The sequence below is a fragment of the Ectobacillus soli genome (assembly GCF_042610425.1).
Taxonomy (GTDB): Bacteria; Bacillota; Bacilli; order Bacillales; family Bacillaceae_G; genus Ectobacillus.
On record NZ_JBGJZM010000001.1, the window covers coordinates 180996 to 197883 of the forward strand.

General features: G+C 38.1%; 16 protein-coding genes. 14 read left to right on the forward strand and 2 right to left on the reverse strand.

Annotated elements, in window-relative coordinates:
* Positions 1–3 precede the first annotated feature (3 nt).
* The 6 genes from fliR to ACAN53_RS00950 all read left to right on the forward strand — a co-directional run bounded on the left by fliR (position 4) and on the right by ACAN53_RS00950 (position 6626).
* Positions 4–777 (forward strand): flagellar biosynthetic protein FliR, encoded by a 774-nt coding sequence (gene fliR / locus ACAN53_RS00925; RefSeq protein ID WP_379965666.1) that lies wholly within the window; start codon positions 4–6, stop codon positions 775–777.
* A gap of 3 nt (positions 778–780) precedes the next feature.
* Positions 781–1863, forward strand: coding sequence for a flagellar biosynthesis protein FlhB (gene flhB / locus ACAN53_RS00930; RefSeq protein ID WP_379965668.1), 1083 nt, complete (start codon positions 781–783; stop codon positions 1861–1863).
* 13 nt (positions 1864–1876) lie between these two features.
* Complete coding sequence (flhA, locus tag ACAN53_RS00935) at positions 1877–3907, forward strand: flagellar biosynthesis protein FlhA (protein WP_379965671.1); 2031 nt, start codon at positions 1877–1879, stop codon at positions 3905–3907.
* Complete coding sequence (locus tag ACAN53_RS00940; RefSeq protein ID WP_379965674.1) at positions 3904–5019, forward strand: flagellar biosynthesis protein FlhF; 1116 nt, start codon at positions 3904–3906, stop codon at positions 5017–5019. Before flhA ends, ACAN53_RS00940 begins: the two co-directional genes overlap by 4 nt.
* Positions 4982–5845, forward strand: a complete 864-nt coding sequence (locus ACAN53_RS00945) for a MinD/ParA family protein (RefSeq protein WP_379965677.1) — start codon at positions 4982–4984, stop codon at positions 5843–5845. Before ACAN53_RS00940 ends, ACAN53_RS00945 begins: the two co-directional genes overlap by 38 nt.
* A gap of 67 nt (positions 5846–5912) precedes the next feature.
* The gene (locus ACAN53_RS00950; RefSeq protein ID WP_379970192.1) at positions 5913–6626 is read left to right on the forward strand and encodes a sigma-70 family RNA polymerase sigma factor; all 714 of its coding nucleotides are present in this window, start codon (positions 5913–5915) and stop codon (positions 6624–6626) included.
* Positions 6627–6725: 99 nt separating this feature from the next.
* Here the strand turns inward: ACAN53_RS00950 and ACAN53_RS00955 are convergent, their stop codons facing one another.
* Positions 6726–7661 (reverse strand): L,D-transpeptidase family protein, encoded by a 936-nt coding sequence (locus ACAN53_RS00955; RefSeq protein WP_379965680.1) that lies wholly within the window; start codon positions 7659–7661, stop codon positions 6726–6728.
* Between the two features lie 173 nt (positions 7662–7834).
* Here ACAN53_RS00955 and ACAN53_RS00960 point away from each other — a divergent pair, with 173 nt between their 5' ends.
* The 7 genes from ACAN53_RS00960 (at position 7835) to uvrC (ending at position 15392) form a co-directional block, all read left to right on the forward strand.
* Entirely contained in the window at positions 7835–9523 is a 1689-nt protein-coding gene (locus ACAN53_RS00960; protein WP_379965683.1) for an AMP-binding protein, read from the forward strand.
* 103 nt (positions 9524–9626) lie between these two features.
* Positions 9627–10214: a TetR/AcrR family transcriptional regulator gene (locus ACAN53_RS00965; protein WP_379965686.1), complete on the forward strand. Its 588-nt coding sequence runs from the start codon at positions 9627–9629 to the stop codon at positions 10212–10214.
* A complete protein-coding gene (locus ACAN53_RS00970; protein ID WP_379965689.1) occupies positions 10196–11023 on the forward strand; it encodes an enoyl-CoA hydratase in 828 nt (275 codons plus the stop codon). The genes ACAN53_RS00965 and ACAN53_RS00970 overlap by 19 nt, the downstream gene beginning before the upstream one ends.
* A 60-nt stretch (positions 11024–11083) precedes the next feature.
* Complete coding sequence (locus ACAN53_RS00975; protein ID WP_379965692.1) at positions 11084–11857, forward strand: electron transfer flavoprotein subunit beta/FixA family protein; 774 nt, start codon at positions 11084–11086, stop codon at positions 11855–11857.
* Positions 11858–11909: 52 nt separating this feature from the next.
* Positions 11910–12887 (forward strand): electron transfer flavoprotein subunit alpha/FixB family protein, encoded by a 978-nt coding sequence (locus ACAN53_RS00980; RefSeq protein WP_379965695.1) that lies wholly within the window; start codon positions 11910–11912, stop codon positions 12885–12887.
* Positions 12888–13080: 193 nt separating this feature from the next.
* A complete protein-coding gene (gene trxA / locus ACAN53_RS00985) occupies positions 13081–13395 on the forward strand; it encodes a thioredoxin (protein ID WP_379965698.1) in 315 nt (104 codons plus the stop codon).
* A gap of 209 nt (positions 13396–13604) precedes the next feature.
* Complete coding sequence (gene uvrC, locus ACAN53_RS00990; RefSeq protein ID WP_379965701.1) at positions 13605–15392, forward strand: excinuclease ABC subunit UvrC; 1788 nt, start codon at positions 13605–13607, stop codon at positions 15390–15392.
* 90 nt (positions 15393–15482) lie between these two features.
* On the opposite strand, the gene ACAN53_RS00995 is transcribed toward uvrC, so the two are convergent.
* Entirely contained in the window at positions 15483–15935 is a 453-nt protein-coding gene (locus tag ACAN53_RS00995; RefSeq protein ID WP_379965704.1) for a YslB family protein, read from the reverse strand.
* 323 nt (positions 15936–16258) lie between these two features.
* Between ACAN53_RS00995 and ACAN53_RS01000 the strand changes: the two genes are divergently transcribed.
* The gene (locus ACAN53_RS01000; RefSeq protein WP_379965707.1) at positions 16259–16885 is read left to right on the forward strand and encodes a succinate dehydrogenase cytochrome b558 subunit; all 627 of its coding nucleotides are present in this window, start codon (positions 16259–16261) and stop codon (positions 16883–16885) included.
* The last annotated feature ends 3 nt before the right edge of the window (positions 16886–16888 follow it).

A 16888-nucleotide genomic window follows, 5' to 3' on the forward strand; every position in this document is an offset into this window, starting at 1 on the left:
GTGATGGAGTTAATACCGTATTTATCTTTGTTTTTACTTGTATTCGTTAGAATTTCAGCATTTTTTGTAGCTGCACCCATATGGAACAATCAACAAATACCGAGTCAACTCAAATGGGGATTCTCATTTTGTATTGCTATTGTGACGTTAGGATTTATTGAGCCTACTACGCCACTCGTTTTTAACAGCACGTATTTCTTGCTTGTATTTAAAGAATTGGCAGTTGGATTATCTCTTGGCTTTGCATCTTCTATTCTATTTTATGCAGTAGAACTAGCTGGAAGCTACATTGATTTACAAAGTGGGTTTACGATGTCATCTTTGTTTGATCCAAAGAGAGGAATTCAAGAGCCGCTAACAGGAAAATTCTATTACATCTTAACGATGATGTTTTTTCTTCTTTCTGATGGTCACCATATTCTTCTAAAGGGAATTATTCAGAGCTATCAATGGATTGCAGTAGATACTTGGCTGCCAAGTTCATTTACTTCAAATATTGTACAAGTTTTGCTTGATATTATCGGTCATATGTTCTGGATTTCCTTGCTTATTGCGGCTCCATTAGTAGGAACGCTATTCATGGTCGATCTTGTATTAGGCATTATTTCAAAATCGGTTCCACAAATGAATTTATTTGTAGTAGGTATTCCGATTAAAGTTCTTGTTTATTTCGTCATTTTGTATGTGTCCATACCCGTGTTTTTTTACATGCTATCCCAGCTTGTTCAAACGATGATTTCATCATTTGAACAAATGTTACATATATTGGGGGGATAAACAATGACAATGTCTTTGGATTTGCAATTTTTTGCAGAAAAAACAGAGAAAGCAACCCCGAATAAAAAACAAGAAGCGAAGAAAAAAGGTCAATATGCAAAGAGTACTGACTTATCAGGTGCGACGGTCATTACCTTTTCGTTTATAGCACTTGCGGTGTTTGGAAAGAGTATGGCATCGCAATTGTATACGTTGTTTGGGCAAGGTTTTTCTACGATGATGCAATGGGATGTAACGCAAGATTCCGTTCCGACTCTGTTTATTGGGCTGCTTAAGGTAAGTATACCAATTGTAGCTCCGGTCCTTTTGGCAGCATGGATTGCTGCTATAGTTGGAAATGTTGTACAAGTTGGTTTTGTTCTATCGTTTGCTGCTCTTCAGGGTGGGTTGGGTAAAATCAACCCAATTTCAGGTATAAAGCGTATGTTTTCAATGAAATCGGTATTTGAACTTTTAAAATCTCTATTGAAATTTATTATATTAACGACAACAGGCGGCATGCTACTTTGGCAGGAAAGACAATCCATATTACAAATGTCTTTGATGACGCCGCAAAATATTATATCGTATATGTTTTCCTTACTTGTGAAGATTACACTTATTCTTTCTGTCGTCTATTTTATCATCGCAATTGTTGATTATCTGTACCAACGGTTTGATCATAATAAACAACTCAAAATGACAAAACAAGAAGTCAAAGAAGAGTATAAAAAAATGGAAGGCGATCCGGTTATCAAGCAAAAGGTAAAGGAAAAGCAACGACAAATTGCGATGTCACGGATGATGAATGATATACCGAAAGCAAGCGTTGTTGTTACGAATCCGACTCACTTTGCCGTAGCGATTATGTACGAAGCGGGAGAAATGGCAGCCCCAGTTGTAATAGCAAAAGGCGCAGATTATATTGCCTTAAAAATTAAAGAAGTTGCGAAAGAACATCATGTTATCACAATGGAAAATAGGCCTTTGGCCAGAGCACTTTATGCAAATGTTGAAATTGGCCAAGAAATTCCCGAGGATCTATTTAAAGCGGTAGCGGAAGTACTTGCTTATGTGTATCAGATGAAAGGGACATTAACCAAGTAGTGGGGGTGAAACAATGAAACTAAAAGAAGTTGGCGTATTAGTTGCTGTTATGATGATTATCATCATGATGGTTATTCCATTACCTACGTTTATTTTGGACATTTTGCTTATTATTAATATTTCGATGAGTATTATGATTTTACTAGTCGGTATGAATACGAAAGAACCATTAGATTTTTCTGTTTTTCCCTCTCTTTTATTATTAACGACACTTTTTCGTCTTTCGTTGAATGTTTCGAGTACAAGATCAATTCTTTCGAATGCGAAAGCAGGACATGTTATTGAAACGTTTGGTCAATTTGTAATTGGTGGAAATGCAGTAGTTGGATTCGTTGTATTTTTAATTCTTGTCATTATTCAATTTCTAGTTATTACAAAGGGATCAGAGCGTGTGGCGGAAGTAGCTGCTCGTTTTACATTAGATGCTATGCCTGGTAAACAAATGAGCATTGATGCCGATTTGAATGCTGGTATGATTACGGAACAAGATGCCCGTATCAAACGGAAGAAGGTCATGCAGGAAGCAGATTTCTACGGTGCGATGGACGGGGCAAGTAAATTCGTAAAAGGGGATGCGATTGCAAGTATTATCATACTTGTAATCAATGTTATCGGTGGTTTTATCATCGGGATGACGATGCACGGTATGGATTTTAATTCCTCACTTACTACGTTTACTCTTCTTTCTGTTGGGGATGGTCTTGTAAGCCAAATTCCAGCTTTATTGATATCTACGGCAACGGGTATTGTTGTAACGAGGGCTTCATCAGATGGTAATCTAGGGGAAGATATAGCAGGACAGTTGTTTTCCTATCCAAATTTACTATATGTCGTAGCAGGTGTTATTGCTTTGCTTGGACTTCTTACTCCCATTGGGATTGTCGCTACATGGGGCATAGCAGGTTTGCTTGCTTATGCTGGTTATGCCATGCAAAGAAATGCCTCAAAGTTAGAAGAGAAAGAAGAAGACTTACAATCGGAACAAGAATTAGATGATGTTCGAAAGCCAGAAAGTGTTTTTTCACTCCTACAGGAAGACCCAATCGAGTTTGAGTTTGGGATAGGATTGATTCCGTTAGCTGATACAAACCAAGGAGGTGACTTGTTGGATCGTATTGTAGCGATTCGCAGACAATTCGCGCTTGAACTTGGGCTAGTCGTTCCTGTCATTCGAATACGGGATAATATTCAGCTAAAGCCAAATGAATACATCATTAAATTAAAAGGCAATAAAGTAGCAGGCGGAGAAATTCTGCTGGATCACTATTTGATGCTTAATCAAGGCGGAGAGGATTATGGCATCGAAGGTATTGAAACCGTTGAACCGACTTTCGGACTTCCAGCCTTGTGGATTGATGAGAATATGAAGGAACAAGCAGAATTGTATGGGTTTACAGTTGTAGATGTATCTTCTGTAATTAGTACGCATCTTTCCGAAACAATTAAAAAGTATGCACACGAAATCTTAGGAAGAGAAGAAACAAAACAACTGATTGATCATTTACGAGAAAGCAATCCATCTGTAGTGGAAGAAGTGATACCACAAGTGCTTTCGATAGGCGATATTCAAAAAATATTGCAAAAGCTACTAAAGGAACGAGTGTCGATTCGTACACTATCTGTTATTTTTGAGGCCATTGCAGATTACGCTGTCTATACGAAAAATCATGATATTCTTGCAGAATATGTGAGACAGGCACTTGCTCGTCAATTGACACATCAATATTCACAAAATGGTGTGATACATGCTGTTCGGGTTGGGGCAGAAGTAGAAAAGAAAATGGCAGAGGCCATTGTTCATACAGAGCATGGGGATGTTCTCTCTCTTGATCCTGAGACGACCAATCGAATTGTACAATCGGTAGGGGAAACCGTACAGCAAACGATTCAAATGGGGATACAGCCTATTGTTGTTTCTTCATCTGGCATTCGAATGTACATTCGTCAAATTACCGAACATGCGTTAGCAAATATTCCAATCTTATCTTATAACGAGCTTGAACCTGATGTGGAAGTTCAAAGCGTTGGAGTGGTGAATCTATGAAAATTAAAACCTATTTGGTCCACCATATAGAAGAAGCGTATCCGATGATTCTACGCGACCTAGGAAACGAGGCAATCATTCTCAAGACTACAGTAATACGATCAAAAGGACTGTTTGGTCTATTTGGTAGAAAACAAGTGGAAGTCGTAGCTGCATCAGGATTAGGAAAAGCAACAGAGGTAAAAACGGATTATGAGCCAAGTTTTCATGCTACCAATGCGAATGACTCAGTTATGAAAGAACTAGCAGAAATGAAACAACTTATACATACAATGACGGAAGAAAAATCACATGCAAAGCTAGATAAATGGGTAGAGAGACTACAAGAGCAAGAAGTGGACCGTGAAGTCATCCATTATATTATGAAAAAAGTAGATATGATTCATAAAAACTTAGATTATATACAGGAAAAAGAAATTAAAGAAACCTTACTAGCTATTGTGGAACAGCTTTTGGTAGAGGGGTTTACAAATGAAACACGCACTGATTCTTACGTTATAACACTACTAGGACCAACAGGAGTTGGGAAAACGACGACGATTGCCAAATTGTCCGCCATCCATATGTTACAGCAAAGGCAACGAGTCGGCCTACTTACAACCGATACGTACCGGATTGCTGCAGTTGATCAATTACGAACGTACGCCAATATATTAAATGTACCGTTACAAGTTGTATCTAGTAGCGACGAATTGAAACCATCTCTTAAGAAATTAGAAAATTGTCAAATTGTATTTATGGATAGTGCTGGTCGTAATTATTTGGACACTTCTAATGTAGACGATATAAATCATTATCTTGAACAGGATTACCCACAAGAAAATTATTTAGTTCTTTCCATGACAACGAGATGGAAAGATATGAAAATAATTGTGGAAAAAATGAATGGGGTTCCGATTGATAAGCTAATCGTTACAAAATGGGACGAAACGAGCTGTTACGGTGCGATATTAAATATGGTCTATCATTATCCATATCCGTTGTCTTATATCGGAACGGGTCAAGGTGTACCACAAGATATTATCGTCCCAGATGCTGCATATATAGCGAAAAAAATACTAGGAGTAGATGAGGATGCAAGACCAAGCACATCGTTTGAGAGAATTGTATGACAAAAGCAAGCAGTCGTCTCACCTTTCCCGTGTGCTGACTATTGCTAGTGGAAAGGGCGGCGTTGGAAAATCGAACTTTGCCTTAAACTTCGCGATTGCTTTAAAAGAATGTGGTAAAAAAGTGGTCGTCATTGACTTTGATATAGGTATGGCCAATTTACATATTTTAATGGGAGTTATACCGAAATACAATTTAATTGATATGGTCAAGGATCGACGAACGATTTGGGATGCTCTTGAGACGGGGATAGAAGGAGTTGAATATGTAGCGGGCGGAACAGGGTTTGAATCCCTTACATCTTTCAATGAAGAGGAACGGACCTATTTCTTTCAAGAACTAGAAAAACTTCACGATTATGCAGACTATATCATCATTGATACAGGCGCTGGTCTAACAGAGGAGTCGCTGCAATGTCATTTGGCTGCAGATGAAATCTTTCTGCTAACTACACCCGAGCCGACATCGATTGCAGATGCATATTCTGTTGCGAAAATATTGCATGCAAGCAATCAAAACTTGTTCTTTCAGCTTATAATTAACCGAATTGCTACCCGGGCTGAAGGCATTGATGTAGCTAGTAAATTTAAATTGGTGTTTGAGCAGTTCTTACATCATGAATTACATATATTTGGTGCGATTGCGGATGATCCAGCCGTGCGAAAGGCAGTACAAAAACAAGTTCCATTTTATGTTGCTTATCCACATTGTCATGCATCTGGTGATTTACAGCGACTCGTCAAACGTTACGTGGCGGGTACTCCTACTAATGAGGAGAATCAAGGGGTAAAAGGATTTTTAAAGAAGTTTTCCATGCTGTTTAAATAGATGATAGCTTGGTGTTTGATCTGTGAGCAGCCAAAAGATATTCGACGGTAGGGGAGTGAGAAATTTGATGCAAGGAACTGAGGAAGACTTGATTACGCGATATACTCCGTTAGTTCGTATGATTGTTTCACAAATGAAAAAAAGATTATCAACACAGGCAGATGAAAATGAACTCCACTCACTTGGAATGATTGGGCTATGGGATGCTATTCAAAAATTTGATGCAACACATGACAATACATTTGAAAGCTACGCTGCACATCGAATTCGCGGGGAAATACTAGATGGTCTGAGAAAATCAGATACAGCATCTCGTTCGATGCGTCAGAAGGAAAAGCATTTTCGGGAAGCATTCGAAACATTGGAACAATCATATATGCGTCATCCCACCTCAGAGGAAATGAGCGAATATTTGGGAATCACTCTTGCAGAATACGAAAAAACGAGAATGCAGCTGTCCATTATGAAATATGAATCATTGGATGAGCCATTAAAAGAAGAGGATGAATCACATTCTAAGCTTCAAACAGTGGTGGATATTTATTATCCGAAGCAAGAGGAATGGGTGCTAGAGCAGGAACGTAAGCAACGATTGGCTAAGCTAATTGAGAACCTGCCATACAAAGAAAAGCTCGTCCTTTCCCTTATCTATTATGAAAACTTAAATGTGACTGAAACGGGGCATGTTATGGGCCTTCATAAATCCCGTATTTCACAACTCCACACTCAAGCGATGAAACGATTACGAGCAACAATTGAAAAAGAAGGGATGGAGTTTTAAGTGAATATATGAAAAACCGCTAATTTATAAAAGTAGCGGTTTTTCATAGTAAGGAACTTCCAACCTCCGGAGCTGGACGAGCCGGGTCCGCTTTTTTGGTTAATAATTTCCTAGTTCTGATTCTGGTGCTTGTATAATGATTGGGTTTTTACTTGGGTCGATCCATCGTAATATGCGTAGTACATTGTTTTCGGTTGTTGCTGTGCACCCGAGTGTGTAGGAATCGCTAATGTGAAAGAATATGGCACTTCCTTTTCCAGGTATACGATCGGTGTTGTAGTTGATGACGAATCCGTATTTGTACTGCGGAATATTCATATTTTCAGCAGACGACCATCGTCCGTTGTTTTGCGATTTTTTTTGCCATGTGTTATATAGGGAAGAATTTACATCATCCACCCATACATCATCATCAGTGATTTGTCGGTATGGAAGCTTTGTTCCTGGGTTACTTGGAATTCCAAACGCCGTGCCAATCGTATATTTTCCGCGCGGAGAAGCAGATCCACCCTCATTCATTACAGAGGCAAATCCGTTTTTTCCAATATACCCATCCATGCCGAGAATGGTAGTAAAATGTCCATTTGCATCTCGTTCAAAGGTACGTATGTATGCTTCACTTGTTCCATAACCTTTTGTCGTTACCAATATAATTTGTCTATTTTGTTCTACGGTTTTGAAAGAATCTGCAACAGTTGTGGAAGGTGCATTTACAATATTAGTTGCACTTGATGATTGTTGTTCCTTTTGTTTGTTCTCCTCGGCAGCTTTTAAATCATCTGCTTTCCTTTGTTCCTCAGCTTTTTTTTGTTCTTCCAATTTTTTCTGTTCCTCCAATTTCTTTTGTTCTTGTGCTTTTTGTTCAACTAACAGTTTTTGCTTTGTAGCTTGTTCTTGTTGTGCTACCTGCAACGCTGCTTCCTTACTCTTGGCATTATAGACAAATAGTGAAGTTGAGCCTACTAATATAACCAATATAATTCCGATAGAAAGCCATTTTCTCTTCATAAATAAGTTCCACAGACCTTTTATCATTGCTTCGCTCCTTCCATGGTAAATACAATCTATATAGGATTAGTATAATCGAATGAACCTTAATGTGGTGTATACTTGTTGGTTAATGTCGAAAAAAACATCTTTGTCCGATGCTATGTCCATCATATATACTAGTAATAGTTAGAATAATTAGAAAATAAGGAGGAGGCTGTATGGAAAAACGGTGGCTTACAAGTTATCCGCAGGAAATTCCTCATTCCATTGTTTATGAAAATAAAGCATTACAGGAGTACTTAAAACAGACTGCTTTAGAGCACCCAGAAAAGAAAGCGCTCTATTTTTTAGGGAAGGAACTGACCTTTCAACAAGTATTTGAGCAGGCACTAACCTTTGCTGCCTATTTACAAAGTATAGGTATTAAAAAAGGTGACCGGGTAGCTATTATGTTACCAAATTGTCCTCAAGCAGTAATCGGATACTACGGTACGTTACTAGCAGGCGGCATCGTTGTTCAAACAAATCCACTTTACACAGAGCGTGAGCTACAATATCAGCTTTATGATAGCGCTGCAAGCGTCATTTTATGTCTAGACCTATTATATAATAAGGTAGAACACATCATGTCCTCCACATCTTTACATCATTGCATCGTAACTAGTATCGCAGATTTTCTACCCTTCCCGAAACAAATCCTATACGCATACTCAAACCGAAATAAACGTCCCACTAAAGATAATCTGAAGGAAAATGAACAGGTAATCGTTTGGAAGGAAATGATGGATTATCCATTTCCACTCAAAGAAGTACCATGTGCAACGGAAGATGTAGCATTACTTCAATATACAGGTGGAACGACTGGATTTCCGAAAGGAGTTATGTTAACCCATCGAAACTTAGTTAGCAATACAAGTATGGCAATTCACTGGCTCTATAATTGTAAACCTGGTGAGGAAGTCATTCTGGGCGCCCTTCCCTTTTTTCATGTATACGGCATGATGACGGTAATGAATCTATCTATTATGCAGGCGTATAAGATGATTTTGATACCTAAATTTGATGTGGAAATGATATTAAGTATGATCAAAAAGCACCGTGTTACTTTATTTCCAGGAGCACCAACTATGTATATTGCTCTGTTGCATCATCCTAATTTGCAACAATACGATCTTTCTTCTATAAAAGCATGTCTTAGTGGATCAGCACCTTTACCTGCAGAAGTACAAGAGCAGTTCGAGAGGATAACGGGAGGAAAATTAGTAGAAGGGTACGGGTTAACAGAATCCTCCCCTGTGACGCATAGTAATTTTTTATGGGGAAAGCGAGTCACAGGTAGCATCGGCGTACCGTGGCCGGATACAGAGGCGAGGATTTTGTCACTTGAAACAGGTGATCCACTTCCCCCAATGGAGGTTGGCGAAATTGTTGTGAAAGGTCCACAAGTCATGAAGGGATATTGGAATAAACCTGAAGAAACAGCAGCGATTCTTCAAGATGGCTGGTTATTGACAGGTGATGTTGGCTACATGGATGAGAGTGGATTCTTTTACATTATCGATCGAAAGAAGGATATGATTGTAGCAAGTGGTTTTAATATATATCCTCGTGAAATAGAGGAAGTATTATATGAATATGATAAAATAAGAGAGGTAGCTGTTATCGGTGTTCCGGATCCGTACCGGGGTGAAACGGTAAAAGCATTTATCGTTTTAAAGGACGGGGTCACCTGTACATCTGAAGAAATTAATCAATATGCAAGAAGTTATTTAGCGGCATATAAGGTACCAAGGTTGTATGAATTTCGAGATGAGTTACCGAAAACGATGGTTGGTAAGATATTACGAAGGGTGCTCATAGATGAAGAGCAGAAAAAAATAGAGGATGAACATGATACGGGCTCATAAAAGCCCTTTTTTTAATTGGCATATTGACAGGTTTTTAAATAATTTGTACTATAAAATCATGAATGAATAGTCATTCACTTTTCTTCTTGGAGGGACTTACATAATGAATAATCATAAACCAAAATATAATCAAATCATTGATGCAGCAGTAGTTGTTATTGCAGAAAATGGATATCATCAATCACAGGTTTCGAAGATTGCAAAGCAGGCAGGCGTAGCAGACGGTACAATCTATTTATACTTTAAAAACAAGGAAGATATCTTGATTTCTCTTTTTCAAGAAAAAATGGGAAATTTTATTGAGAAAATTCGTGTGGAAACGGAAGGAATTGGAAGCGCAGTAGAGAAGTTATATATGTTGGTGGAAACACATTTCAAATTACTCTCTGATAATTATCATTTAGCGATTGTTACGCAGCTCGAACTTCGGCAAACGAACAAAGCATTACGTGCAAAGATCAATGATGTATTAAAGGGGTATTTACAATGCATCGATGAGATTGTACAGCTTGGTATTCGCCAACAAGAGTTTCGAAGCGATTTAGATATTCGTGTAACAAGACAAATGATTTTCGGAACAATTGATGAAGTGGCTACGAATTGGGTAATGAAAGAACATAAATATGATCTTATTGCCCTTTCAAAAACAGTCCATCAACTATTAGTAGGAGCATGTGCGTACAGAGACTAGTTATTAAATTCGAAGGGGAAAAGGGAGGAACAAAAGTGAATTTCTTATCAGTAGCCAAGCAAGAAAGAATTGCGGTCGTAACTATTAATCATCCACCTGTGAATGCTATGTCGTCTCAGCTTATCAAAGAACTTAATGAAGTTTTAGATAACCTAGAACACGATGAAAATGTTCAAGTGCTTGTGTTCCATGGGGAAGGAAAGTTTTTCTCTGCAGGAGCTGACATTCGAGAGTTTACAAAGATACAAAATGCGGAGGAAGCTACGGAATTATCACGTAATGGACAGCTTGTATTTGAAAAAGTGGAGAATTATCCAAAGCTAATCATTGCTGCCATTCATGGGGCTGCGTTAGGTGGAGGACTTGAGTTTGCGATGTCTTGCCATATACGAATCGTAAGTGAACAGGCAAAACTTGGACTTCCAGAACTAAATCTAGGTATTATTCCAGGTTTCGCAGGGACGCAACGATTGGCTCGTTATGTTGGGAAAGCAAAGGCGCTAGAAATAATGATTTCCGGTGAACCAATTACAGGTAGACAGGCCGTGCAGTATGGATTAGCTAATCAATGCTATCCAGAAGAACAACTAGTGGAGGAAGCGCTTCTGTTAGCAAAGAAGGCTGCAGCGAAAAGTCCGTCTTCAGTTAGTGCCGTTCTCGAGTTAGTACAGACATCAAAAACAGCAGCATATTATGACGGAGTGATACGGGAAGCACAGCTATTTGGTGAAGTATGCACGTCTGAGGATGGAAGAGAAGGAGTTTCTGCATTTCTAGAGAAACGTAAGCCTGCCTTTAATACGAAATAAGTAAAAATTTCATTATAGAAAATTGGAAAATTTGAAAATAAAAAATGGAGGGGGAAGAAAATGAACATTTATGTACTTATGAAACGCACATTTGATACAGAAGAAAAAGTAGTGATTAAAAATGGTTCAATTTATGAAGAAGAAGCTTCTTTTATTATTAATCCATATGATGAGTATGCAATTGAAGAAGCGATTCAAGTTCGTGATGCAAAAGGTGGAGAGGTTACAGTTATAACGGTGGATGGTGAGGATGCTGAAAAAGAGTTACGAACAGCTTTGGCTATGGGGTGCGACAAAGCGGTCTTGTTAAATGTGATTGATGACTTGGAAGAAATTGATGCATTTACGACAGCAACTGTGCTTGCTCAGTATTTAAAAGACAAATCACCTGATTTAATTCTGTGTGGAAATGTTGCAATTGATGGAGGAAATGGACAGGTTGGTCCGCGCGTTGCGGAGGCGCTTGCTATTCCATACATAACCACCATAACGAAATTGACGATTAATGATCAAACAGCAACGATTGAGCGAGATGTAGAAGGAGATACAGAAATTGTGGAGGTATCACTTCCCCTTTTAGCAACCGCACAACAAGGTTTAAATGAACCACGCTATCCGTCTCTACCAGGAATTATGAAGGCGAAGAAAAAGCCGTTAACAGAAATTGAATTAGATGATTTGGATTTGGATGAAGATGATGTCCAAGCTAAGACAAAAACCATTGAAATCTACCTACCTCCTAAAAAGGATGCAGGAAAAATATTGCAAGGAGATCTTTCGGATCAAGCGAAAGAACTTGTAGCATTACTTCACACAGAAGCGAAGATTGTTTAATTTCATCGCGTCACTATATTAGAAAATGAAAGAAAAAATAGGAGGGGTATTGATGGCTCGTACAATACTAGCAGTAGCAGAGATACGCGAAGGGGCTTTGCGAAATGTTTCGTTTGAAGCACTTTCAGCAGCAAGCATAATAGCAGAGGGTGGAGAAATCATTGGATTGCTTATCGGTGAAAATGTTGCTTCCTTTGCAGAGGAATTAATTGCATACGGAGCAACACGTGTTATCACTGTGGAAGACAGTGAATTGAAAACGTATTCGTCCGATGGCTATGCACAAGCTATATTAGCGGTTGTACAAGAGGAAAAGCCAGATGGTATTGTATTGGGCCATACGGCTATAGGTAAGGATTTGTCTCCTAAAATAGCTGCTAGACTAGCAGCTGGTCTTGTTTCTGATGTAACCGGTGTAGAAATTGCAGGAGGAAACGTTGTGTTTACGCGTCCTATTTATTCGGGAAAGGCATTTGAGAAGAAAATTATAACGGATGGCCTATTACTTGCAACCGTTCGTCCGAATAATATTTCTCCCCTTGTAAAAGACGCTACGCGGACTGGAGAAGTAAAATCTGTTGCGGTTGTTATTGAAAATATTCGTACAGTGATTAAAGACATTGTTCGAAAAGCAACGGAAGGTGTGGATCTTTCTGAAGCTAAGATTATCGTTTCAGGTGGACGCGGAGTCAAAAGTACAGAAGGCTTTGAACCGTTACAAGAGCTAGCAGATGTTCTTGGAGCAGCAGTGGGAGCTTCTCGCGGAGCATGTGATGCAGAGTATTGTGACTATTCCTTGCAAATTGGTCAAACTGGAAAAATTGTAACACCAGATTTATATATTGCATGCGGTATTTCTGGAGCGATACAGCATTTAGCAGGTATGTCGAATAGCAGAATCATTGTAGCTATTAATAAAGACCCAGAAGCAAATATTTTTAAAGTAGCTGATTATGGAATCGTTGGAGATTTATTTGAGGTTGTTCCACTTTTAACAGAAGAGTTTAGAAAGCTAAAGGTTCATTCATAACGCGAAGCAGTACACCCCATATATTTTTGTGAGAAAAACGGGAATTAGTTCTCGTTTTTCTGCATTTTTAAGGAAAAAAGCATAGCAATGGATGACAACTGGTTATACTATGGATTGATACATATTATTCGCCACGATGAATAGTAAATGGTATACTTCTGAGTAGACTTATAATTAGTAAGGGGGACTTACAATGGCAATTGTAAAAGCAACTGACCAAACGTTTGCAGCTGAAACTGCAGAAGGTCTTGTAATGGTAGATTTCTGGGCTCCTTGGTGCGGACCTTGTAAAATGATTGCACCTGTTTTAGAAGAAATAGCAGAAGAACTAGGCGATAAAGTAAAGATCGTCAAAGTAGATGTTGATGAAAACCAAGAAACAGCAGTGAAATTTCAAGTTATGAGCATTCCGTCTCTATTCGTAATGAAAGATGGCGAAGTTGTAGAGAAAACACTTGGTTACCAACCAAAAGAATCTTTACTATCTCTTGTTTCTAAACATATATAAGATAAAAATCCGGCGTACACACGCCGGATTTTTTCTGAGGTCCTTTATCTTCCTCCCATCTATAACCCCATATGATTTTCGCGTTTTCATTTCATTTTTCTACAACTTGCTATACAATGAAGGAACATACGTTTTATATAGATGGTATTTGTATAAGTTAAAATCCCATTTTACAAAACCAATAGGTTTGCTAGAGGGAGTTGCTGTGGATGAAAGAGCATTTACGAGAAAAACTTGCAATTTTACCTGATCAGCCTGGCTGCTACTTAATGAAAGACAAGCAAGGAACGATCATTTATGTAGGGAAAGCAAAGGTGCTAAAAAATCGAGTACGATCGTATTTTACAGGCACTCATGATGGAAAAACATATCGACTGGTTAATGAAATTGTCGATTTTGAATACATTGTTACATCCTCTAATTTAGAGGCGCTTATACTCGAAATGAATTTAATAAAAAAATACGATCCAAAGTATAATATTATGCTCAAGGATGATAAGAGCTATCCATTTATTAAAATTACAAATGAACCTCATCCTCGTCTACTTATAACAAGAAATGTAAAAAAGGATAAGGGGAAATATTTCGGTCCCTATCCGAATTCGTCGGCGGCATATGAAACAAAGAAGTTGCTTGACCGGATGTATCCGCTTCGTAAATGCGCTCATATTCCGGATAAGGTATGCTTGTATTATCATATGGGACAGTGCCTAGCTCCTTGCGTGAAGGACGTTACAGAAGAGGAGAATAAACAGATTGTGGATGAAATCATTCGCTTTCTAAGTGGCGGTCAAAGTGAAATACGTCAAGATTTGGAGAAGAAAATGTTTGAAGCTTCCGAAAAGCTTGAATTTGAACGAGCAAAAGAATTGCGTGATCAAATTGCATACATTGATTCATTGATGGAGAAGCAGAAAATGCTCATGGCAGATTTGGTTGACCGCGACGTATTTGGCTATGCTGTAGATAAAGGATGGATGTGCGTACAAGTATTTTTCGTACGCCGTGGAAAACTTATTGAACGTGATGTTTCTATGTTTCCCATTTATGATGAACCAGAGGAAGAGTTTTTAACATTTATCGGTCAATTTTACGCACAAGACCAAAACGTCAAACCAAAAGAAATAGTCTTACCGAGTAGTATTGACCATGACATTGTAACAAAGTTTCTAGAAGTAGAAGCTATGCAACCGAAAAAAGGAAAAAAGAAAGAATTAGTTGAATTAGCTGCTAAAAATGCGCGCATCGCACTAGAGGAAAAGTTTCAGTTAATTGAGCGCGATGAGGAACGTACCATTAAAGCTGTTGAAAATCTAGGATTACGGGCAAGCATCCCTACGCCGCTGCGGATAGAAGCCTTCGATAATTCTAACATTCAAGGAAGCAATCCAGTTTCTGCTATGGTTGTATTTATAGATGGAAAGCCAGCGAAAAAAGAGTATCGGAAATATAAAATAAAAACCGTACAGGGTCCAGATGATTATGAATCCATGAGGGAAGTAGTTCGTAGAAGATATTCGCGTGCATTAAAAGAACAGTTACCGTTACCTGACCTAATTGTCATTGATGGAGGGAAAGGACAACTAGCAGCTGCTGAGGATGTACTAGTGAATGAATTAGATTTGCATATTCCCATTGCTGGTTTAGTAAAGGATGATAAACATCGCACTGCCCAGCTTGTAATTGGAAATCCTCCGGTTCCTATTGAATTAGGAAGAAACAGTCAGGAATTTTATTTACTTCAGCGCATACAAGATGAAGTGCATCGATTTGCCATTACGTTTCATCGTCAGCTCCACGGAAAATCAGCTATTTCATCAGAATTAGATCAAATTCCAGGAATTGGAGAGAAACGAAAGAAATCTTTGCTTAAGTTTTTCGGCTCCTTGAAAAAATTAAAAGAGGCAACAATGGATGATATTTGTGTGGCAGGTATGCCAAAGAACATTGCTTCTGTAATTTATGAGCATTTTCATAATAATGGAGATGGAGCATAGATGTATAATTCCCTTGGTAGAAGGTCTCCTCTACCGAGGGAATCTCGAGGTTTAACATTTCTGACTGCTACAGGGTAGCAATCAGAAATTCTATATTTCTGCATCCAATATATCTTTTGGATCCCACTGAACAATAAATTGAACTTTTTCTGTTCGCTTTTTCTGATCCTCATATGTTTCCGCTGTAACACCACGTTGCTTTTGAATCTGTCCTGCAAGAAATCCTGCCTCTAGTTGATAAGTAGTACTTTGTTTCTTCTGATAACGGTCTGAAATAAAAGGGCTCATTAATTGAAAATGCATTTCATTTTTCTTTTGCTCAGATACTGTTAGCGTACCCCAACAAGCCTTATCAAAAAAAGTAATAATATCTTCTATTGTTTCTAGTGGGTAACGTTGAACTAAGCTTTTTCCAGCCCAGTATAAAATGCGATCGGCTTCTTTGCCAAGTAAATCCGGTATTAAATCATCTCGAAGTAATTGAACTGCAAGAGGATGGATTGGTATATTATTTAATTCATCTTGAGTCACAAGTTTACTCACTGTATTTCCCCTCTTTCTTTTCAGAGAATATTATATAACATTTCCTAAAAAGAGACACTTCTATTTATTCGCACTTTCATAAAAAACTTGCTAATATTATACATATTTAATACGAAATATATATGTTTTTTAAACTTTTTGTGAAAATTATGAATCCGTTTTCTTGACGCTATCTAAAGAATAGGAGTAAAATGAACTTGTCATAAATTATGCTCAAATATTTTGAATACTTACACCGTTTTTCTTTACAATAAAAGGAGAAAAACACTATTATTATGTCTTAATTTATGATCTTAGCTAAACTTCGAGGGGGTAATGGGGAAATGAAAGGCCGTGAATATGGATATCGTAAATGGCATTCTTTGCTGGGAGTAATTCCAGTAGGGCTCTTCTTGACACAACATATGGTAGTAAACCACTTTGCAACTGGAGGGGCTTCAGCATTTAACCAAGCTGCATTATTTATGGAAAACTTGCCATTCCGAACTTTCCTAGAAATCTTTGTTATCTTTTTACCATTGTTATATCATGCAGTATACGGGTTATATATTGCCTTTACTGGTACTAGCAATGTCAATCGGTTTGGATTTTTCCGTAACTGGATGTACATACTTCAACGTGTTTCAGGAGTATTTACACTAATCTTCCTTGCTTGGCACATTTGGGAAACGAGAATTCAAGCAGCATTAGGTCAAACAGTTAACTTTGATATGATGAAACACATTTTAGAAAACCCAGCTATGTTTGCGTTTTATGTAGTGGGTGTAGTATCTGCAATTTTTCACCTTTCTAACGGCTTATGGTCATTCTGTGTTAGTTGGGGAATTACAGTTTCACCTCGCTCACAACGTATTTCTACGTATATAACAATGGCTATATTTATTGCTCTTTCTGTTGTTGGAGTAAGTTCATTGTTTGCGTTTGTAGATCCACAGCTAGCAAATATGTAAGGA